The following is a 21,382-nucleotide window of genomic DNA, read 5'->3' as shown; positions in this document are numbered from 1 at the left end:
AACATACGTTATCGCCTGACAAGAGTCAACAGCTTATAAAGGGATTTCCTATTTTCGGACGATATAGACTTCGAAAAAAGGTGTCAAGCAGAATTTTTAAAATAATCAATTTGCTTATCGGCGGCGGGCGGCAACCAGTTGGGCTCACCGAAAATCCGCCTGAGTTTATTCTGCATTCACGGGGAGAGGGCTGATCGCCATCAGCGCGCCAATTGGAACCAGCAAAAGCCACCAATTGCTCTGGACTTGGCCGAACATATCAAATGTAACCGCGCGCGAGTAACCTACTCCTAGAGACGATGACCGGACGTTTTCTCCGCTTCCCACTCGGAAATGCCCCCCTTTCGAATCCTGCCCCGGCGATGTACGTATCGCTGCTGCGGGGGTTCCATGAGTCAACAAATTATCAATCAGTATCTTGCGGAGTTAGATCGTCTGAAGAAGTTTTCTGGATTGTCTAACGAGCAAATCATCCGGCCGGCTTTCCGACGTTTGCTTGATTCCTGGGCCACATCCGAGAAATTGGTGTTCTTGGAAGAGTTCCCCGTCCAGACAAGCTTCAAATCGACGGTCTATCCTGACGGCACGATTCTTCACGACATTCGTGTGCCACTAGGCTACTGGGAGGCAAAAGACACCAAAGATGACCTCGATGAGGAAATTCGTAAAAAACTTGCGAAAGGCTATCCTCAAGACAATATCATCTTTGAAAATTCTGAAACGGCGGTACTGATCCAGAACCGGCAGGAAGTAACGCGCGCGGCGATGACCGACACGGCCAGCCTGCTGCGGCTGGTGTCGCTGTTCTTCCGCTATGAGCGGCCGGAGATAGCTCAATTTCGAAATGCGGTCGCACGGTTCAAAGCCGATTTGCCAACCGTGCTTGAGGCTCTGCGCCACCGCATTGAGACCGCCTACCGCGACAGTTCTAGCTTTCGCAAAGAGGCGGCCCGTTTTCTTCAAACCTGCCAAGAGACGATCAACCCGACATTAGGCGACGCCGATGTGCGCGAGATGCTGATCCAGCATATTCTGACCGAGGAAATTTTCTCGCATGTATTCAATGATGGCGATTTCCACCATGAGAATAACATCGCCAAGGAACTCTACTTGCTTGAAGGCAAGTTTTTTACGGGCGCCGTGAAACGCGATACTCTGAAAGGGCTGGAACCGTACTATGCGGCCATACGTGCCAATGCGGCCCAGATTACAAGCCATCAAGAAAAGCAGACCTTTCTCAAACTGATCTACGAGAACTTCTACAAGGTTTACGACAGGAAGAAAGCCGATCGGCTGGGCGTCGTCTACACGCCAAACGAGATTGTCCGCTTTATGATCGAGGGCGCTGATTGGCTCTGCGAGAAGCACTTCCACAAGAACCTTGTAGACGAGCATGTAGAGATCCTCGACCCGGCGACTGGGACCGGCACCTTCATCTGTGAGCTTCTGGAATATTTCCGCGGAGACCAAAAGAAGCTTGCACACAAGTACAAGCATGAGCTGCATGCAAATGAGGTGGCGATCTTACCCTACTACGTCGCCAATCTTAACATTGAGGCGACTTATGCGGCAATCTCGGGCCAATTCGCAGAGTACCCGAACCTCTGCTTTGTCGATACCCTCGACAATGTGAACGCGCTAGGCATCAAAACCGGACAGCATGTAGGTGACCTTTTTGGCGCCCTCTCGGAGGAGAACGTCGCCCGCGTCAAGCGACAGAACGCCCGAAAAATCTCTGTTGTGATCGGCAACCCGCCATACAACGCCAACCAGCAAAACGAGAACGACAACAACAAGAACCGCGAATATCAGCGCGTCGACGAATTGATCAAGTCCAGCTATATTCGCCTGTCGACGGCTCAGAAGACTAAGGTCTACGACATGTATGCCCGTTTCTTCAGGTGGGCGTCCGATCGCATGCATGACGACGGCGTGCTGGCTTTCGTCACAAACCGCTCGTTTATCGAAAGCCGCACTTTTGACGGGTTCCGGAGGGCAGTGGCAGAGGATTTCAACGAGATTTACTTGATTGACCTCGGCGGCGACGTGCGTGCCAACCCAAAGCTGTCGGGCACGAAGCACAACGTCTTCGGCATCCAGACCGGCGTCGCGATATCGTTTATGGTCAAGCGACGCAAACAAAAGGGCTGCAAGATCTTCTACGCGAGGAGAGACGAATTCGACACAGCAGAGGACAAGCTAGCATTTCTTGCGTCTTCAAAACTTTCAGGCATCTCATTTCAGCGCGTTGAACCTGACAAAAAAGCAAATTGGATCAACTTGTCCGAAAACGAATGGGATGGTCTCATTCCAGTCGCAGAAAAGAAGACGAAAACGGCAAAAACAAACGGGCAAGAAAAGGCCATCTTCAGACTATTTTCCCTGGGGCTTGTTACGAACCGAGATGATTGGATGTACAGCCGGTCTCTTGCGGATTTGGACGCTAAGACTAAGTTTCTCGTAGATAGTTACGAGCAAGACCGATTGAGCCGCGAACGTATGGCGGACCGTTCGCTTACACCAGATTCTCTGAATACCGACATCAAGTGGACGCGATCGGTTATCAATTCACTAAAGCAGAACGTAGCAATGGATATCTCCGCTGCCCCGCACGTCAAGACTTTGTATCGACCATTCGACAAGCAATATTTGAAGTTCTATCCTCCATTCATTGAGATGTTATACCAAAATCGATCGCTCTTCGGGCATATGGCGGAACTGTCAAACAGCTCCATCGTCTTTACCGACCCGTCCTCGCAGAAACCTTTCATGGTGCTCGCAGCGGATACGCTCGTTGATCTGCATTTTGTGGGTGCGGCTGCCGGTGCGACACAACTCCCTCGCTTCCGATACACTGCTACGGGCGAGAAAGTGGACAACATCACGGATTGGGGTTTAAGGCAATTTCGGAGCAGGTACGGCAAAGTTGTGGAAATCACGAAGGATGATATTTTCCATTATGTTTACGGCGTATTGCACGATCCGATTTATCGCGAACGTTACGCCCTCAACCTAAAGAGGGAATACCCCCGTATCCCGTTCTACCCAGATTTTCGGCAATGGGCTGAGTGGGGTGAGCGGCTAATGAAGCTGCATACGGGGTATGAGACGGCCGAGCCGTGGCCATTACAACGAGAAAGCGTGACGGACGACAAGGCCAGGCTTTCCGGCATTACCCCGAAAGCGGTGCTTAAGGCGGATCCAAAAACTGGTTCCATACGTGTCGACGGCGAAACGGATCTTAATGGCTTTCCAGCCGAAGCTTGGTCCTATTGCCTCGGAAATCGTTCCGGACTGGAGTGGGTATTGGAACAGTTTAAGGAAAAAACGCCAAAAGATCCCACCATCCGTACAAGATTCAATACCTACCGGTTCGCTGACTATAAAGAGGATGTGATCAACACGCTCGCTCGCGTAGCGCGGGTCTCCGTTGAGACGGTCACTATCCTAGAAGCAATGAAGGCTGCCAAACGTACATTCGAGTAATGTCGCCTTTGCTCAGCGCGCAGAAGTTATAAAGGTGCCACCTCCACACCCAACTTTTTCTATACAACAAGGTTGCTTGGCATAAATCAAACATCAACCTAAGATGGAGCGTTCGAATCGAGCGGCTCGCGAGGTATAGCGATACGCACTATCGAACCAGTCTGCGTAACCTGGAGCAACTTGGTGATGAATTGGGACAGGGGCAACCGTTGAATGCTCGGAAGGTAAAACCATTAACGAAACGACGGTCTGATGGAGCACTCTATACGCGTCGCTCGGATATTGAGGAAGCGTTAGCGAAACTTGTTAAGCAATCGCGCGAGGAAATTATCGCTGCTTTGAAGATCCGCGACACGTCATCACCGCTTTACGTGAAGTCCGAGTGTATCGTCTATCTCATACGCGACACACGGTATGACAACGACGAGAGCTATTTCAACGACCTTTACCGCGAACTCATGCGCCGTCTCTCAGCTGCACTGCCACGCGTTGTCGACGAGCGCGCCGATATGCCCGAGAGCGTCCATGCCGCGGATGCTCGCGATCGGGTGAGGGATACCTTCGTCCGAAAGTTGATCGAAGATCGAGCCGAGCCAGGGTCTGCCCTCGACTATTTCGAGGTCATGTTTGCCGGTGCCATTGCAGCGCTGCGCACGACATCTATGCACAGGGCGAGGAGACAGGCGGGGCGCACCGAAGCCATTGAGGCTGACCAAGAGACAAACGAACCGTCGCTGGCGGTAGAGCGCGCGGTCGGGAGTTTAGATCTCAAAGAGGAATTGCTGTCCGACGATCCGATTTACCGGTCGCGCGTAGCCGACGCGATTAGGTCCCTACCAGACAAGTTACGCAGAGTCGTTGAGTTGATCATGAGGGACATGCCAATCGATTCGTCGGACGATAGCGTCATGACCATTCGAAAGGCGATCGGCGTCAAATCCGAAAAAACCGTTCGGAATAGACGCGACGAAGCATACCTATTGATACGCCAGGCTCTGTCGATTGGAGACGACCATGACTGACAGCCGTAACGACAGTGCAGAGGAGGTTCTTCTCGCATTCGCAGTCGAGCAGGAGCACGACAACGGAACTCTTGACCGCTACCTTCAGCTATACCCTCATCTGTCGCGCGAGTTGATCGACCTATCCCTTGATTTGAGACTGCAGCGCGCAACTGGAGAGACCACCACCCCTGCCGATGAGGCGTGGGTGGAAGCGTCCCTTGCGGCATTCCGAGCCACGTCGCCGGTTCAGGCATCCGCGGCGGTGGTCGACCCCTTCGCCAACGTTTCTTCCCAGGAACTGGTAAGTCTTCGGCGTGCCCTCGATGTGCCCAGCGGCGTGATCCAGGGATTTAGCTCCCGGCTCGTGGACATCGCCAGCGTGCCCGCGTGGTTCGTAGACGCTCTTGCGCGCGGCCTCCGATCCACCTCGGACGACCTGCTCCGCTTCATGGCAGCACCACCTCGACTTGCGCCTGGCGTCAGCTACAAGGCCGACGATGCTCCATCCGCCGAGCAGGAGAAAATCACGTTCGAGGACCTGCTCCAGCAATGCAAGGTGCCGGATGAGCGACGACAGCAGTTGCTGGCCTCACGGGAGTGACCCATGGACGCTGTCGAACTTGCGCGGCAGCGTGCCGCGGCGCTTCACGATGAGGTGGTCTCCAACGGGGCTGACCCGTGGGATCCTGAGGCTCTCGTTAAAGCCGCCGCAGCCAGTCTGGAATTGGACATCGAGCTCGTCGAGCTAGGCAGCGCGATCCTGGAGGGCGGTCGGGCACAGTTCGATCCCATAAATCGTGCCATCAGGCACGAGGACTCGGGAACAACCTTCTTTAAGGCCTTCCTGGTGGGCCACGAACTCGGTCACGCCACGCTCGGCGACGACCGGATCGAGCACGTCGCCCACGACGTCGATCCCACGCGGCCAGCGGAAGCTGCCCCCGTTGGCGAGGATCGGGTCGTCGACTACAGCCGGCGGCAGCGCCGCGAGATCCAGATGGACCTGTTCGGTCGCGAACTTCTGCTACCGCGCAACCGGGCTCGCTCACTCCACCTTGAGGGCATGACGGCGTCAGAGATTGCGACGAAGCTGGGGGCGCCCTTCGACGTCGTCGCGCTGCAGCTTCTCGACGCGTTGCTCCTTCCTGCGGTCGAGCCGGAACCCGAGCAGGCCGAGGCAAGACCTCCAAAGCCGCTCAACGACGAGCAGCGCGAGGCCGCGCGGCATCGTGGGGTCCCATATCTTCTGGAGGCCGGACCGGGAACGGGGAAGACGCAGACCCTCGTCGGGCGGGTCGCCGGCCTCGTCGATGAAGGAGTCGATCCCCGATCGATCCTTGTGCTGACCTTCTCCAACAAGGCTGCCGGAGAACTATCTGAGCGCATCGCTGGACTGCGGCCAGAGGCAGCGTCGGCGATGTGGATCGGGACATTCCACGCCTTCGGCCTCGATCTAGTGCGAAGATACCACAAGCAGCTGGGCTTCCCGAGAGAGCCCCGCATGATGGATCGCAGCGAGGCGATCGCGATCATGGAGCGCGAATATCTCGCCCTGGACCTCACCCATCATCGGGAGTTCATGAATCCCGATCGTCCCCTCAAGGACATGCTCACCGCGATATCCCGGGCGAAAGACGAGGTCGCGGACGCTGACCGCTACGCCGCGCTGGCGCGGGAGATGCTGGACAAGGCCACCGACACCGAAGCCCGCAATGCGGCTGAGCGGTGCGCCGAAGTCGCGCTTGTCTATAAGAAATACGAGGAGTTGAAGCTCGCGGCATGCGCGGTGGACTTCGGCGATCTCGTGTCTCTGCCCGTAAAGCTGCTCGAGTCCGATGCCGAGGCAGTCTCTATTCTGCGCGCCACATATAGCCATATCCTCGTCGACGAGTATCAAGACGTGAACCGCAGTAGCGTGAGGCTGCTCCAGCAACTGACGGATGTTGGTAAAAACCTTTGGGCCGTTGGTGATGCGCGTCAGGCGATCTACAGATTCCGCGGCGCATCCTCATTCAACATGTCGCGGTTCAAGGCCGAGGACTTTCCTGGTGGTACTGGTGATCGGCTGCGTCTCAACTACCGCTCGACGCCCGAGATCGTTGGTGCATTTTCGAATTTCGGCGGGGGCATGCAGGCTGGCACTGGCGATGCCTCCCTCAAAGCAGATCGACCGTCCAGCGGTGTCCCGCCAGAGCATGTGACCTTCGGTGACAACGACGACGAGGCGGACGCACTCGCCGACGAAATTCTGCGCCATTCTCAGGATGTCGCCTTCCGCGACCAGGCTGTGCTCTGCCCCGGCAACGACCGGCTCAACCGCATGGGTCGTGGACTGGAGCGACGCGGAATTCCGGTTCTCTACCTCGGCAATCTCTTCGAACGACCCGAGGTCAAGGATCTGCTGTCCGTTCTGTCGTTGGTCGTCGACAAGCGTGCCATGGGACTGGTGCGTAAGCCCTCCCTCCAGGGATTGTCGACCGGGCTAAGTCTGGCGGGTGCGGCAGAGGTGGTCGAGCACCTCCGGAAGGCGGAAGCTGGACCGCTCGCCTGGGCCGGTTCATCGCCCTCGCTACCAACCCTGGACGCTGCCGACACTGACGCCATGCGCCGGGTGGCCTGGATGCTGGACGGCTTTGGAACCGATGCGCTTCCCTGGTCCGTGCTGGCGCATGTCATGCTCGATCGGACACGAACAGCTGCGCTGATCGCTTCGACGGACGATATCTCGAGTCGCGCCATGGGCGTGGCGATCTGGCAGCTGATGGGCTTCCTGCGCGCTCAACGTGCAGGGCCGGGTTTGCCGATCCACCGCACGCTCGACGGGATCAGGCGACTTGTCCAGCTCGCCGATGAACGGGATCTTCGACAGATTCCGCTAGCCGCTCAGGGCATCAACGCGGTCCGGCTGATGACCATCCATGGTAGCAAGGGTCTCGAGTTCCCCGTGGTGCATGTCATGGGTCTGAATAAGGGGAGCATGCCCAGCACTGCGCGTAAGCCGGCCTGTCCGGTTCCAGATGGCATGATCGCTGGCGGAGAAGGCGGAACCGTTGCTCTGGCCGCTACGGATCACGGGCTTGAGCAGGAATGCCTTTTATATGTCGCCGCCTCTCGAGCGCGGGACCGCCTCCTCCTTTACTCAGCGACCCGAATGGCGAACGGCAATCGGCGCAATCCCTCGGATTTCATTGCACGGTTAGGCGTAACGACAACCCGCGCGGCAATACCGCATGCGGACCGGAAACCGGACCCCGAGGATGAACCGCTCCCGATCGTATTGGGGCCTGGAATCAAGGTCACTACAGCGCAACTGGATCTGTATGATCGGTGCCCACGGCGCTTTTTGTACACCCATGTGCTTGGCGTCGGCGGTCGACGCACGCCAACAACCATGACGACAATGCACGATCTGGTCCGCGCCATCGTGACGGAAATCGCCGCCACTGATCCCTCCGTCGTGTCGCTTGGTGACATGGAGAGACTGCTGGAGCAGAGATGGTCTGAAGGGCCACTGGCTGGGGACGAGTATCGGCTGCACCGTGAAGTTGCGACCCTGCTTGTCCAGCGGTTCGTGGCGATGCGCGCGGGTACAACCCGCTCGATACCGCCTTCTCTCCAAACAGGGTTCGGAACGACTACCGTCTCGGCAAATGCAGACGATGTCGTGATGACCCCTAATGGACGGCATATCGTGCGAATGGTTCGGACCGGCCACCGATCCTCCAAAACCGGACAGGGCCTCGCCGACGCCGCCTTCCAGATGGCGGCCGCCAACTCACTTCCCGGCTGCACGGTCGAGATCGTCCACCTCGCCGACGACGATCACACCACAAGGGTCGAGTTCGACCATAAGGCGCTCGGCAAGAGAACAGAAAAGCTTGCCGAAGTCTTCGCAGCGATCGAGGGCGGAAACTTCACGCCTGAGCGATCCGACCGCACATGCCCCTTCTGTCCCGCCTTCTTTACCTGCGGTCCAGTGGCCGACGGGAGGCTGCAAAAAAATCTCTCACCCAAATTACCGGTCGGCTGATGCTGGCGAGATTAATCCTGTGAGACCGACGCAATCAGGCCGAGGTCCACAGGAAAACAAAATATGTCTCTTATCGAAAACCCCGACATCGACGATGTCGCACTCGCCGTGCAGGAAGATCGCCCCCTGCGCCCCGGTCGCTACCGGGTCTCGCTCGCTGTCGATAGCGTAGATTTCCACCCGCTTATCCTCGACGATCCGGTTCCGCTCGGCCGCCAGATCCTGAAGAAGGCCGGTATTAACGACATCGACGGTCACTCACTGTTCGTGATCACGTCCGAAGGCGACTTCGAAGATGTCCGGGCGGATGAGGAGGTCGATCTGCGCGATCGTGCCGCCTTCCGCTTCATCACTTTCAGCACCGACCCGCTCTACCGCGTCAAGCTCAACGAGGCGCGCATCGTGTGGGGCTGTTCTTCCATCCCTGAAGCGGTGCTGCGTGCGCTCGCCGGCATCGGCAGTGACGAGGCGGTCTTCCTGGAGGTGCGTGGCGGCAAGGACAAGCTGATCGAACCTGGCACCGATGCGGATCTCGCCGCAGACGGAGTTGAGAAATTCATCACGGCGCCCAACAAGGTCACCTACACTTTCTTCGTCAACGGCAAGCCTTATGAGACCGATAAGAAGAAGCTTACCGGCGCGCAGATCAAGTCGATGGTGCCCGACTGGGATCCGCAGCATGACCTTTCTCTGGAGGGTGAGGGCGACGATCCGGACCGCATCATTGCCGATGACGAGGTAGTGAGCCTCGTCCCGAAGCATGGTGTCCGCCGCTTCTCGTCAGTCCCTAAGGCGAACTTCGGCTGATGCCCGGCGTTCTCGACATGCAGCTGGACCAGCTGCGGGAGCGCTTCGGCGACGTTCAGACCCGGCAGCTGCCGAGCGGCACCACGCTCGTCACGGTGCCTGGCGTCCGCCTGCCGGAGGGGTGGTCGAGGTCGTCGACCACCATCCGCTTCATCGTCCCGCCCGGATATCCGTTTGCGCAGCTTGACTGCTTCTGGGCGGATCCTGATCTCCTTCTAGCACATGGAGGTCCACCACAAAACTCGGCGCAAACTCCTGTCCCGGAGACCGTCGAACCCGCAACGTGGTTCTCGTGGCATCTTACAGGACCTTGGAACCCCAATCGCGACACCCTGTCGACTTGGATGAACGTAATTATTGATCGTATGAGGCAGGTCCAATGAGCCGTGTTCGCTTTCCTTCCCCTCTCTATTCCAACCTCGCGTCAAGGCTGCTCGACGCCAGTGGCCTGGAGAGCTGCGCCATCGCCTATGCATATTACGATTCGCAGAGCGAGACGTGGATTGTCGCCGACGCCAGCACAGTGCCGGAAGATGCATATGAGCATCGCACCTGCGTCTCTGCCGTCCTGAAATCGTCCTTCCTTATCGAGGTTGCAAACCGCAGCCGGGTCACCGGCATGGCCGTCGTCGCGATCCACACGCATCCCGCCAGTCCCGGCCATCCACGTTTCTCGTCGATCGACGATGCGGGCGAAACGGAACTGGGTTCGTATTTTACGCGTCGAGCCGCTCCAGTGCCGCATGTCGCACTGGTGATCGGGCCAGAGGGTTGTCGCGCACGGCTTCTCGGAAACGATGATGAGATTGACGTGTGGGAAGTGGGCGAAAGTCTCATGCTCCATTCGCCCATGCACGGCGTCTCCGATCAGGAACGCGACGATCGGCAGGTCCGGGCATTCGGAGCGCCGGGGCAAAGGCTGCTACGCCGCCTCCATTTTGGCGTAATCGGTGTGGGTGGGACGGGATCGCTCGAGTGCCAGCAACTTGCTCATCTCGGCGCCACGCGGATCACGGTAATCGATCCCGATCTGGTCGAGGAGACGAACCTGAACCGCCTCGTCGGCTCCATCCCCTCGGACGTCGGCCGGCCGAAGGTCGAGGTGGCGGCCAGAATGATCCGCGCGATTAACCCTGATGCCACGGTGACCCCGCTTCGAGCTGACATAGTCGACGAGGAGGTAGCGAAGCTCATCACTACCTTCGATTTCGTGCTGTTGTGCACGGATTCCCACGCGAGCCGGGCGGTCGTCAACCAAACCGCCTATCAGTATTTGGTGCCCGTGATCGATATGGGCGTCAGCATCACTGTCGCGAACGGAGCCGTCAGCCACATCACGGGACGCGTGCAGATGCTCGCCCCCGGACTTTCTTGCCTAACCTGCTCGGGCGCGCTCGACGGCGAGGCGATCCGGCGGGAAATGCTGACTCCAGAGCAGCGCGCGGGGGACCCCTATGTGCAGGGCGAGCGCGAACCGCAGCCCGCCGTTTTGTCGATCAATTCTACCGTGAGTTCGCTCGCGATGACGATGCTGCTCGGAGCCGTTACGCCAGTTCCGATCAAACCACGCTATCAGGTTTACGACGGCATTCGCGGCCGAGTGAAGGAGATGGCTGTCGCCGTGCAGCCCAGTTGCGTGGTTTGCTCCTCCACGGGCGCCTTCGCTAAGGGGCCAACCTGGAATCTGCCGGCTCGGCCGACAAGTCACAATGGGAGCGACAAATGACAGAACCTGCACGGATGGTCCGGTTGGTTGGCGATGCCGAATACAGGGACCAGGCTGAAGCAACCCTCAATGCCCCTGGCGATGCTTCTATGGTGTTTCGCACACGGCCAAGATCGATCGTGATGGCCTGCCCTGATGGGTGCGGCGAGACCCTTGTAATCAATCTCGACAGCCGCTCCGACAAGGCATGGCGCTTCGACATGCGGGGCGAAGGACTTACGCTATTTCCCTCGGTTTGGCGCGAAGGAGGATGCGAAAGCCACTTCATCGTCTGGCGTGGCCATATTCTATGGTGCGACCAATTTGAAGGTGGAAATCGCGAACCGCCTTACAATCCGGAGATCGAGGCGGCCGTTCTCGGCGCAATGGACGAGAGTCAGCCTCGCAACGCTGTGGAATTGGCCGATGCAATCGACGAACTCGTCTGGGACGTTAATCGCGCAGCAAATCGGCTCGTAGGTCGCGGCTTTGCGCGATCGTGGAAAACAAGAGGGGGATGGGTGTTCTTGCGAATGCCGTGACATACAGCGGAAAGCCGTCGACATGCCCGCACGCATTACAACGGCGAGAAGGCTGGATGAGTACGGCTCCTCGACTCGCTGCGATAGCCAGCGAAAAATGCGGACGGGCCGCGATTAGACCCAAACTTTCGCTGATGTCTAACTGCTGGCTGAAAGGCGAGTCCGTAAATCATCAGGCGTGGAGTAAACCGAGTTTTACACTAGGGCGAGTGTATGCACAGTTATGTTGCATTTGCGCGTAGGATCATCCGTAACCGCTACTTTACATTGAACACCGACACCGAGAAGATAGCATTATGCCATTCAGATTTGTTCACACTGCTGATCTTCATCTCGACTCGCCCTTGCGTTCATTGGCGTTGCGGAATCGCGATCTCGCTGAATTGGTTGGAGACGCCACGCGACAGGTATTGTCGGCTATCGTGCGCCTGTGCATCGACGAACAGGTAAACGCGCTGATCATTGCGGGTGATCTCTACGATGGCGACCAAACATCGATGAAAACAGCGCGCTTTCTCGCCAGCCAAATGTACCGATTGCATGAGGCCGGCATTGCCACTTTCGTCATCCGTGGCAATCATGATGCCCTTTCCCGTATCACTCAGGAGCTGATCCTACCGCCATCAGTGACCGTGTTTGGGGGTCGCTCGCACGCAGCGGAAATCAAGCATGGGGACCTGGCTTTGTCCGTGCATGGCCTGAGCTTTGCAAAGCCTCAGGCACCGGAAAGCCTACTTGAGAGATATCACAGGCCCGTCGCGGACACCGTCAATATCGGGATCATGCATACGAGTGTGGCCGGAGCGCCTGGCCACGATCTGTATGCACCATGCAAGGCGACCGATCTCCACGGGTGGGGGTTCGATTATTGGGCTCTCGGGCATATTCACAATCGTATGGAACATGTCGGAGATCGGAAGGTGATCATGCCGGGCATGCCACAAGGCCGCGATATCAATGAGAGCGGCGAAAAGACGGTCAGCCTGGTCACGGTCAATGACGATCGCAGCCTTACCGTTGAGGAACGTCCAACCAGCATTGCGCAATTCGAGCGAATACAGGTCGATCTATCCTCAGCCAATACTTGGCGGGAGGCTGCTGATCTGATTGAGCAGGGTATGAGTGTCGCGCGCGACCAAACACGCTCGGCGCATCTTGTCGGTCGCCTTCAGCTCACGGGAACAACAGGGCTATCATGGCAGCTGCGTCGCGACCGAGATTTGTTGCTGGCGGAAGCAGAGCAACGCGTTGAGGGGTTGGGTAGAACCTGGGTAGAAAAGATTGAAATCGCCACCACGACGCTCGAAAGCAAGCCGGTTGGAGCTCTCAACGCTGATCCGATCCTGGAACTTGGCGATCTGATGCGAAACGAAATCGTGCATCATCATGGTATGCGCGAAACCCTGCGCGAACTCGTAAAGGAACTGCGAGATGATCTGCCACCGGAGGCTCGAACTTTCAGCGGCAATGACGAAAACGAATTTGAGGCGTTGGTTGACCAGCTATTAGCGGAAGGCTGTGACGATATATTGGCCCGTTTAACGCCGGAAACGCCGGGAGTCAGCTGATGCGCCTGCGCCGACTTGATCTCACTCGTTATGGCAAATTCACCGATTTCTCGATCGACTTTGGAGAGCATGTTGCCGGTACACCTGACATGCACATCGTCTACGGGCTAAACGAGGCGGGCAAATCGACATCTCTTTCTGCCTATCTCGACCTGCTATTCGGTATAGAGGAGCGGACTAGGTACGGTTTTCTTCATCAAGGCAAAGCGATGGAAATCGGCGGTTGTCTCGAATTTGACGGGCAGGCCCACGATTTCAAGCGCGTCAAACAGCGCAATAACTCCCTTCTGGATGCCGGGGCCCGTCCTGTGAACGAAGCCATCCTAGGCGTCCCGCTCGCTGGCCTGACTCGTGATGCCTATCGAATGATGTTCTCGCTGGATGACCAAACTCTGGAAGATGGCGGCAATGCTATCCTGGAAAGCAAGGGCGATCTCGGAGAGTTGCTATTTTCGGCGAGCGCCGGCTTGGCTGGGATCAACTCCATTCTCGAGGCTGTAATTGCCGAAGCGGACAGTATTTTCCGCAAGCGCGCCAGCTCCACGAAGGTCGCCGGTCTCAAACGGCAGATCGCGGAACTCAAATCGCAGCGGGAAGAGATCGACATACAGGCGTCCGCCTACCGCGCGCTGACAGCCACGCTTGAGAAGGCCGAGGCGGCTTACGACACAGCCATGAAGGAGACGGGCGCAACGAAGGCGCGTCAGGACGAGGTAGCGCGCATTCTTCGTGCGTATCCTTTGGCTTCCGACTATCGTAAAGCAGAACAGGAGCTGACTGCATTCCGCGATCTGCCGTCGCCGCCCAGTGCCTGGGAGGCTGCGCTTCCAAATTTGATTGTCGAGGACACAAGGCTTCAGACGGAGCTAGCCGGCATTCAACAGCGTGAACACAAGGCCCGCGGAGAGCGCGAAGGGCTTGCGGTCGACGATCGGCTGGCCGAGATTGGCGATAGCTTAGAGCAGCTCTCGGATTCGGCGGCACGTTATGCTACCGCGCTGGAGGACCTGCCAAAAAGAAAGAATGCCCTGGTCGAAGCCGGACGCAAGGTCAACCTGATCCTGGCCACCCTGGGAAAGTCGGACGTCCAGGACCCCAAGTCCCTGGTCATTCCAGCGTCCACCCTTGGAGCGCTACGCGATCTGATAAGCGACAGGTCTGGTATCGAGGTGGCACGACAATCGGCCGGAAAGGAATATGACGCTGCCCGGCAAGCGCTTGAGAGTGAGCAGCGTGCCAACCAGGCCCTCCAAAGCAGTGGGGTCCCGATTGATGGGATCGTGGTCGCCCGGATTCAATCGGCGTTGAGCCGCCTGCGTGATGGCAACCTCGTTGCAGAACTGCGTCTTGCTGAGCGAGGGTTTCCAGTCAGGCGCCAAACCTTCGATGATGCAATTGGCCAACTTCATCCTTGGACCGGTGACGGCGATGCGCTCCGACGCGCACTACTACCGGCCGCAGATCGTGTTGAAACTTGGAAATCTTCGTTCAGCGTCCTCGATAAGCGTCGATCCATGATCATAGATCGAAAAAGGGAGCTCGAGACGCGGCAGGCGGAGGGCGCAGTAAGGCTTGCTGCGCTTCGAGGGGCGGCAAGCGTTCTTGACGACGAGGAAGCCCGAACTGCATTGCTGGAACGAGACGAGGCTTGGCAGCAGCATCTGACGACCCTGGATCGAGAAACAGCAGAGCGCTTTGAGGACCAGATGCGTAAAACTGATGCTGTCGCTTCTGCGCGCCTCGATGGAGCAAAACAACTCGAGGAACTGCGCTCGTTGACGTCTGAGATCGCCATAAATCACGTCAATATCGGCCGACAGCAGGAATTGCTTTACGAGACCGACCTAGAGCTAGCGAACCTTCGCAGTGAAATCAGAGCGGAAATCTCGCCGGAAAAAATCCAGCTGCGAAACGACGTGCCCACTATTGCTTGGCTGACAACAATCAGCCAGTGGACTGAGAACCGGAGTGCAGCCTTGGCGGCGTGGGACGATCTGCGTCGTGCTACGAGGGAAGTCGAGGAAGCGAAGCTCGCGCTTGCTGTGCAGCTGGAATCACTTGCGGAGGCTCTTCAAAGCATCGGTGTCGAAATCGAAGGGTTGGGGATAGATGCCCTGCAGCAAGCGGCTGACAATGCGCTCGGCGATCATGCTGCGCATCAGGTCAAACGAGCGGAAGCGGACAAACGGATTCGTGACCTTGAAGCACGAGCAGATCAGAGGAAGGCGGCGCTCAATGACGCCGTTGCCAAGTTCGAGGAGTGGCATCGCGAGTGGACATCCACTCTGAGGAGCACTTGGTTTGCCGATCAGCATGGTAGCGTTGGAGCCCTCCGGGAGTTACTGGGCGCAATCGCCGGCCTTCCCGAAGCTTTGCGCGAGCAGGACGATCTTCAACATCGTATCAATTCGATGGAGGCCGATCGGAAGTTCTTCGTCGATATGGTCGCGCGACTTTTCAACGCTCTTGGAGAAAACTTCGAGGGAAGCAATCCCCTCGCGGCGGCGAAGGATCTCAAGCGGCGACACGAGTCGGCGCAGCAGATCCTAACCAAGCGTAAAGCGCTGGACGAGGCGCTTTCTGAGCTCGTTATAGAGGGCGAGAAGCTGGCTAACGAGATCGCGATCCATTCGGCGCGAAAAAGGGAAATGACAGAGTTCTTCCGCGCCGAAACCCTGGAAGACGTCAGGAAAGCACTCGATCATTGTCGGAAGCGGGACGATCTGGCTGAGCGACAAAGTGTAATCGAGAGACAGATCATCCGTGACATGCAATCCCAATCTCTTCAGGACGCTCTTAGCAGCCTCGCACACATTGATATCTTAGAACTTCAGCGAGAACAGGCTGAGCTCGTGTCACGGCTTGAGCGCCTCGATGGACACACGAAGGATCTGTTCGCGAACAGGGCGCGTGCACAGGATAGTCTGACAGCCATCGGCGGTGACGACTCCGTTGCCCGTTTGGAGGCAAAGCGACGCACGTTGCTCCTTGAAACCGAGGATTTGGCCCGTCGCTATCTTCGTCTTAGGAGTGGCAGCCTCGTTGCTGAGCATGGTATCCGCGCTTATAGAGACAAGCACCGTAGCTCAATGATGAACCGGGCATCTGAAGCCTTCCGCCTGATAACGCGTGGGGAATATCGCGGTCTCGCCACGAGGCCGGACAAGGACCGCGAAGCTCTGATTGGCCTGCCGAGGCAGGGCGGCTCGAAGCTTGCGATCGAAATGTCCAAGGGAACACAATTTCAGCTGTACTTGGCCCTACGCTTGGCCGGTTACGAGGAGTTCGCGATGGCGCGGCCCTCCGTGCCCTTCGTCGCCGATGATATCATGGAGACATTCGATGAGCCGAGATCAGAGGAAGTGTTTCGTTTATTTGGCCAGATGGCGGAAGTGGGTCAGGTTATTTATCTAACGCACCACAAGCATCTTTGCGAAATTGCTTCAGAGGCAGTCCCGGCCGTGAAGATCCACAAAATCCCATGAGCGACGAGACACGCCAAAATGTGGCGCTCGTCCAGAGTACGAGCCCCACAAATCTTCGATGCGACACGTTGAAGTTGTCCATCGACTCGGTCATCCTCAACGAACTTTTGGGGGAGAAGAATGCGATCAAAACTGCTTAAAATCACCGTCAAGAACGTGGGTTGCATTGGGCCTGAATCAGTCAGCGTTAAACTTGATGATGTGCTCTGTTTGGTTGGCCCGAACAACTCCGGGAAAACGACTATTCTTCGTGCCTACGAGTTGGCTGTAAGTCCGGGGCAATTTAATCCAGCGAACGATAGATGCAGTTGGGCACCGGCTGACGATCCGTCAGAAATCCAACTCGAGGTTCATATTCCCCAAGGCATGGGGAACGTCGATGAAAAGTGGAAAATCGTTGACGGCGAGAAACGAATTGTCCGCAGCCGATGGATGTGGCCGATCGGGGGGAAAGCTGTCCGTCAGACTTGGGACCCACAAATTGACGACTGGGCAGATGAGGGTAAGGCCGGCGGGGCTGATAATGTTTTCACTTCACGCCTTCCTAAACCGATGCGTATCAAATCGTTAGACGACGCGCTTTCGACAGAAGATATTCTGCTTACGCTTGCCCTGAATCCATTGGTCAAAGAGCTCAAGGCACTAGAGACAGACGCGGAGTCGCAGATCTCGAAAGACAAAGCGGCGCTTGCAGCTACTGTGAATGGCTTGGCCGAGCCGCACAAAGAGCGGTTGAGCGCGATCTCTGAGCAGATCAAGACCGGCTTCCAAGGAGTTTTCCCTGGGTTAAGCGTCAGTCTTCACGTTGAGATGACGAGCCCAGAGCTAAAGATCGACGCCCTATTGAAACAGGGGTCAGGCATCCGCGTCGATGAACCTTCAGGCCAATCGCGTGTCTCTCAACAGGGCACGGGCGCGCGCCGTGCTCTCTTCTGGTCAATGCTTCAAGTTCACAATGAGATCAGCCGACAGACCGAGCGGCGTGAAGCCCTGCTGAAGACTCTTAACACGAGTCTCATAAAAGAAAAAAAGAAGGATCCCGACAGCGAAGCGACCAAACTGGTCATTCAACAAATTGCAGCCCTCAATGAGGGTGGGGCCATTCCTGAGGATGCCGAGGATCCTGCCTTGCCGGGATACATCCTTCTAATGGATGAACCTGAAAACGCCCTGCATCCTATGGCCGCAAGGGCGGCGCAGGCTCACCTCTACGCTCTCGGCCAGCATCCAGACTGGCAGGTCTTGATCACCACCCACTCGCCCTATTTTATCAATCCGCTTGTCGACCACACGACGATCGCTAGACTACAGCGCTCAAGCGATGGCAAATCTCTTTCGCCCCGGCTTTACGTGGCAGATGATGTCGAATTTTCCGACGTGGAAAGGGACAACCTTCAAGCCCTCCAGCTCACCGACGTGGGCTTCTCTGAGATCTTTTTCGGGAGTTATCCCATATTAGTCGAGGGCGATACCGAACACGCCGCTTTCATTTCCGCAATCGTCAAGGCTCAGCACGAACTCGCAGGGAAGGTTAGCATTATCCGCGCACGTGGAAAGGCAATACTGGTGCCACTCATCAAAATGCTGCGGCATTTCAAGGCTAATTTTGGAATTGTGCATGATGTAGATTGGCCACGTCGATCGGATGGGGCGAGCAACGCGATGTGGGCGATAAATACGTCCATCCGCAACGAGATCACTTTGTGCCGACAGCAAGGGCACGTCGTATATCATCGGTGGAGCGTGCCCGATTTCGAACGCTACCTGGGTGGCGAGGAGCTTGGGAAAGATAAGCCCTATGCGGCGTTCCGTCGTGTCAATGGTGATGACGATCTGAAGGATAAGGTCAGATTGCTTATAGGGAGCCTGTATGAGGGTGAAGCATATGACCCGGCTGACCATGATGCCGGTGGGGACTTCCTAACGCAAGTCGAGGCTCAACTTGTTGCTTGGGCCAAGCTAAATGATCAAGAAGGAAATCCGAGACTTAATCCGGCAGCTGCAGCCTGAACGCGTTCAGCCCGGAGCTAATGCGTCGTTAGGCCTCCGCATTCTGCGCAAACGCACCACGCTGATGATAGTCTTTGCCCTAGATGAGACCCCATGCCCGAAACCTCCCCCTGCCCGTCATCTCCCGCAAGCCCAGTTCCAAAACAATCCGCCGCGCCGCCTGCGGCGTCACCTCGAGCGCCTTCGCCACCATGCCGGCCGACACCAATGGTTTTGCCATGACGAGCTCGACCAGCTCCGGCAGTTTCGAAGACGTTCGCCGCCCTTCCAGTTTTCGGTCCATCATCGTTTTCGCCAGCGCCAGCCGGTCGTGTTCTTTCAGCCCGAGCTCGGCGGCCGCCAAAAATCCGTGGGCAATGGCGAGCATCCGGATCTCCCGATCACGATGCCGGCGTCGATCGACGGGAATGGTTTTGAGGCCGAGGTTAATCGCCGCGAGATGCGCGCCAGACGTGACACCGGCTTGGCGCAGGATCGCGGCGGCCAGTAGTCGGCCGAGCCAAGGCGCATGCTGCAGCACGGAGAGCTCGTTCCAGGCGTCGAGGGCAACGATCGCCTGCAGCGCAGCCGGTAAAGTCTCGAGCTGGCGCAGCACCGCGCGCCACTCTTCAAGCCGCACGTCTTCGTCCCAGTCGAGATCATAGACGAGAGGGTCTCGTTCGCCGGTATCAGTGCGCCTGGGTCGGTAAGCCTGTTGGATCGCCGCCTCCGACCGGGCGAGCACCGCATCGATAGCGGCGTAGTCGACGCCCGGAAGATTGTCGGCTGCGTCGTCATCGTCCCCCTCCCCTTCTGGATCGTTTGTGACCATACGCCTGGTGGCACCGGCTGCCTGCGGATCATCCGTTCCGGCCGCCATGATCTCCGCGGTCTTTCGTAGCGCCCGAACGCCATCGGGCGACAGTGCCCAATCCGGCGACTGCGCAGCGACGCGCCGACGGGTTCGCAGCACGTCGCGGGCGATTGTCAGCTCATGGGTGGGCGTGCGAATATCGCGGGTGGCGTCATGGAGGACGAGGTCTTCCAGGTGGACGAGTTCGCCGTCGATCCACAGCGAGGCGCAGGCATCGGTGAAATGGGATCGTTCGAGGAAGCCCGCGCCGACGGTTGAGCGGGCAATGCGCTCGTCAAGACGGGCGAGCGCGATGCCGGCGTCGAAAGCCGGTCGCATCAGGGGTGTCATGCTGATTTTCGCGAGATCGTAAGCCATTGAATTTATGGTAAATGATTTGTTATAGGAACTCTATCTGAAAGTTAGTATTCGTCACATGGTATGATTGCTGGTAGAGGTTATAACCATCGATAATCATCGTTTATCGATGGTTGTTGATTTCAACCCGCAAATCAGAAATGTCAGTCGTTGAGGATCGGCGGAAAAGCCGCAAATGCAGGCTTTTTCCCGCCTTTTCGTTTTGGATCGGTGGAATTTTCCGCTTCATTGAGTGGAAAAGGCGCGCCGAACCGTTCGGCCGAGCGCCCCTCCCCCAAGCACATCTCGCCAAAGTCTGCCCACTACGACAGCGCAGCGCTCGACCCCTCGCAAAACAGCCAGTTTTGGGGCACTTCGGCCGTGGAGGGTCGCTGACGGGCGTGCCGTGGCCTAGATGGGTCGTTGCCTATCTCGGATCGGAAAACGCGTTGTGTGGCCTCCTATTTTGGTCATAAAACACGCTTGCAAACCCTCATTTTCTCATACATTCATTATCTGTACAAACGCCGCCAGAAACGAGCCATATCTGATGCCACAGGTTGCAACCGTCAGCTCCCCCTCCCCGCAGCAACGGTTGATCGGATACGCGCGGGTTTCGACCGACGATCAGCTCAACGACGCCCAGGTCGACGAGCTACGCGCCGCCGGCTGCCATCGCATTCATCAGGAGCACGGATCCGGCCTATCCCGCGCAAGACCGGTGCTCACCAAGTTGCTGAAGGATCTCACTACTGGCGACGTGCTGGTCGTCGTTCGTCTCGATCGCTTGGCACGATCGGTCAGCCATCTGCTGCAAGTAATCGAAGACCTCGAGAAACGGGGCGTGCATTTCCGCTCGCTGCGCGATCCGATCGACACGTCGACACCGCAGGGCATGTTTTCCCTGCAGGTGCTCGGCGCCGTCGCCCAGCTTGAGCGCGCGCTGATCGCCGAGCGGACCAAGGCTGGCATCAAGGCTGCGAAAGCCAGGGGCAAGCTTCCCGGAAATCCCGGTCTGCGCGAGCGCCGACCGGAAGCGATCAAGGCGGTGTCGCAAGCACGCGAGAAACTTTATCTCGACGAACTGATTTCGTCGGCACAGACGTGGCTCCCGACGGTGCGGCAGCTCCGGCCGCAGCACAGTTGGGACAATGTCGTGCGGGTTCTCAACCGCCGCGGCCATGACTGGACGGTGGAACGGCTCCGGCGCGCCGTTCATCGAATGGTCCGCGAAAAGCTTGCCGAAAAGGAACTCCTTGCGCGATCCCCTCGCCGCCCTCCCGAAGATCACTTGATGAAGCTCGTCGCCGCGATCGCCATCGCCGATCCCGATCTGACACTGCGGGAGATTGCCGCGCAACTGGATCAAATGGGAGAGCGTCCGGCCCGTGGTGGCCGGAAATGGCAGCCGTCGTCCGTCAGGGCGTTATTGGACGAGGCCCATCGCTTCGGGCTCGTCCGCAATTGACCCCTCGCCGGGAGCAGAATAAGACCTGTTAGAAAGATGCGCCACTAATCTCGATCTTTCGTTCCAATGAGGGTGGCAACACGACGGA

At 57.5% G+C, this 21,382-nt stretch carries 13 protein-coding genes; 12 read left to right on the top strand and 1 reads right to left on the bottom strand.

Annotated features, from left to right (window positions below; all coding sequences use genetic code 11):
* The first annotated feature begins 390 nt into the window (after positions 1-390).
* The 11 genes from ACIQJ2_RS35625 to ACIQJ2_RS35575 all read left to right on the top strand — a co-directional run bounded on the left by ACIQJ2_RS35625 (position 391) and on the right by ACIQJ2_RS35575 (position 18,637).
* Positions 391-3,486, top strand: coding sequence for a type ISP restriction/modification enzyme (locus tag ACIQJ2_RS35625; RefSeq protein WP_400676690.1), 3,096 nt, complete (start codon positions 391-393; stop codon positions 3,484-3,486).
* A 209-nt stretch (positions 3,487-3,695) separates the two neighbouring features.
* Positions 3,696-4,508 carry a DNA-binding response regulator gene (locus tag ACIQJ2_RS35620; protein WP_400676692.1) on the top strand — a complete coding sequence of 271 codons (813 nt, stop codon included), beginning with the start codon at positions 3,696-3,698 and terminating at the stop codon, positions 4,506-4,508.
* A complete protein-coding gene (locus ACIQJ2_RS35615; RefSeq protein ID WP_400676693.1) occupies positions 4,501-5,091 on the top strand; it encodes a hypothetical protein in 591 nt (196 codons plus the stop codon). Before ACIQJ2_RS35620 ends, ACIQJ2_RS35615 begins: the two co-directional genes overlap by 8 nt.
* A 3-nt stretch (positions 5,092-5,094) precedes the next feature.
* Positions 5,095-8,520, top strand: coding sequence for a UvrD-helicase domain-containing protein (locus tag ACIQJ2_RS35610; RefSeq protein WP_400676695.1), 3,426 nt, complete (start codon positions 5,095-5,097; stop codon positions 8,518-8,520).
* A 63-nt stretch (positions 8,521-8,583) separates the two neighbouring features.
* Entirely contained in the window at positions 8,584-9,327 is a 744-nt protein-coding gene (locus ACIQJ2_RS35605; protein ID WP_400676697.1) for a multiubiquitin domain-containing protein, read from the top strand.
* Positions 9,327-9,710 (top strand): E2/UBC family protein, encoded by a 384-nt coding sequence (locus ACIQJ2_RS35600; protein WP_400746733.1) that lies wholly within the window; start codon positions 9,327-9,329, stop codon positions 9,708-9,710. Before ACIQJ2_RS35605 ends, ACIQJ2_RS35600 begins: the two co-directional genes overlap by 1 nt.
* Entirely contained in the window at positions 9,707-11,053 is a 1,347-nt protein-coding gene (locus ACIQJ2_RS35595; RefSeq protein WP_400676699.1) for a HesA/MoeB/ThiF family protein, read from the top strand. The genes ACIQJ2_RS35600 and ACIQJ2_RS35595 overlap by 4 nt, the downstream gene beginning before the upstream one ends.
* Positions 11,050-11,574 carry a DUF6527 family protein gene (locus tag ACIQJ2_RS35590; RefSeq protein WP_400676701.1) on the top strand — a complete coding sequence of 175 codons (525 nt, stop codon included), beginning with the start codon at positions 11,050-11,052 and terminating at the stop codon, positions 11,572-11,574. The genes ACIQJ2_RS35595 and ACIQJ2_RS35590 overlap by 4 nt, the downstream gene beginning before the upstream one ends.
* A 296-nt stretch (positions 11,575-11,870) precedes the next feature.
* Complete coding sequence (locus ACIQJ2_RS35585) at positions 11,871-13,142, top strand: exonuclease SbcCD subunit D (RefSeq protein WP_400676703.1); 1,272 nt, start codon at positions 11,871-11,873, stop codon at positions 13,140-13,142.
* Positions 13,142-16,627, top strand: coding sequence for an AAA family ATPase (locus ACIQJ2_RS35580; RefSeq protein ID WP_400676705.1), 3,486 nt, complete (start codon positions 13,142-13,144; stop codon positions 16,625-16,627). The genes ACIQJ2_RS35585 and ACIQJ2_RS35580 overlap by 1 nt, the downstream gene beginning before the upstream one ends.
* A 120-nt stretch (positions 16,628-16,747) precedes the next feature.
* Positions 16,748-18,637, top strand: a complete 1,890-nt coding sequence (locus ACIQJ2_RS35575; protein WP_400676707.1) for an ATP-dependent nuclease — start codon at positions 16,748-16,750, stop codon at positions 18,635-18,637.
* Positions 18,638-18,716: 79 nt separating this feature from the next.
* Here ACIQJ2_RS35575 and ACIQJ2_RS35570 read toward each other — a convergent pair whose 3' ends face one another.
* A complete protein-coding gene (locus ACIQJ2_RS35570; RefSeq protein ID WP_400676709.1) occupies positions 18,717-19,847 on the bottom strand; it encodes an RHE_PE00001 family protein in 1,131 nt (376 codons plus the stop codon).
* A 529-nt stretch (positions 19,848-20,376) separates the two neighbouring features.
* On the opposite strand from ACIQJ2_RS35570, the gene ACIQJ2_RS35565 reads away from it, so the two are divergent.
* On the top strand, positions 20,377-21,294 hold the full coding sequence (locus tag ACIQJ2_RS35565) for a recombinase family protein (RefSeq protein ID WP_400676711.1): 918 nt from the start codon (positions 20,377-20,379) through the stop codon (positions 21,292-21,294).
* Positions 21,295-21,382 lie beyond the last annotated feature (88 nt).

The organism is Rhizobium sp. NPDC092011, assembly GCF_044756305.1.
Lineage (GTDB): Bacteria > Pseudomonadota > Alphaproteobacteria > Rhizobiales > Rhizobiaceae > Rhizobium.
This window is presented reverse-complemented; position numbering and strand designations above follow the sequence as displayed.

Excerpts from the sequence above, each read along its gene's own strand:
- ACIQJ2_RS35570 (WP_400676709.1), bottom strand. The coding sequence starts at position 19,847 with ATGGCTTACGATCTCGCGAAAATCAGCATGACACCCCTGATGCGACCG.
- ACIQJ2_RS35575 (WP_400676707.1), top strand. The coding sequence starts at position 16,748 with ATGCGATCAAAACTGCTTAAAATCACCGTCAAGAACGTGGGTTGCATT.
- ACIQJ2_RS35610 (WP_400676695.1), top strand. The coding sequence starts at position 5,095 with ATGGACGCTGTCGAACTTGCGCGGCAGCGTGCCGCGGCGCTTCACGAT.
- ACIQJ2_RS35585 (WP_400676703.1), top strand. The coding sequence starts at position 11,871 with ATGCCATTCAGATTTGTTCACACTGCTGATCTTCATCTCGACTCGCCC.
- ACIQJ2_RS35600 (WP_400746733.1), top strand. The coding sequence starts at position 9,327 with ATGCCCGGCGTTCTCGACATGCAGCTGGACCAGCTGCGGGAGCGCTTC.
- ACIQJ2_RS35590 (WP_400676701.1), top strand. The coding sequence starts at position 11,050 with ATGACAGAACCTGCACGGATGGTCCGGTTGGTTGGCGATGCCGAATAC.
- ACIQJ2_RS35615 (WP_400676693.1), top strand. The coding sequence starts at position 4,501 with ATGACTGACAGCCGTAACGACAGTGCAGAGGAGGTTCTTCTCGCATTC.
- ACIQJ2_RS35580 (WP_400676705.1), top strand. The coding sequence starts at position 13,142 with ATGCGCCTGCGCCGACTTGATCTCACTCGTTATGGCAAATTCACCGAT.
- ACIQJ2_RS35605 (WP_400676697.1), top strand. The coding sequence starts at position 8,584 with ATGTCTCTTATCGAAAACCCCGACATCGACGATGTCGCACTCGCCGTG.
- ACIQJ2_RS35625 (WP_400676690.1), top strand. The coding sequence starts at position 391 with ATGAGTCAACAAATTATCAATCAGTATCTTGCGGAGTTAGATCGTCTG.
- ACIQJ2_RS35595 (WP_400676699.1), top strand. The coding sequence starts at position 9,707 with ATGAGCCGTGTTCGCTTTCCTTCCCCTCTCTATTCCAACCTCGCGTCA.
- ACIQJ2_RS35565 (WP_400676711.1), top strand. The coding sequence starts at position 20,377 with ATGCCACAGGTTGCAACCGTCAGCTCCCCCTCCCCGCAGCAACGGTTG.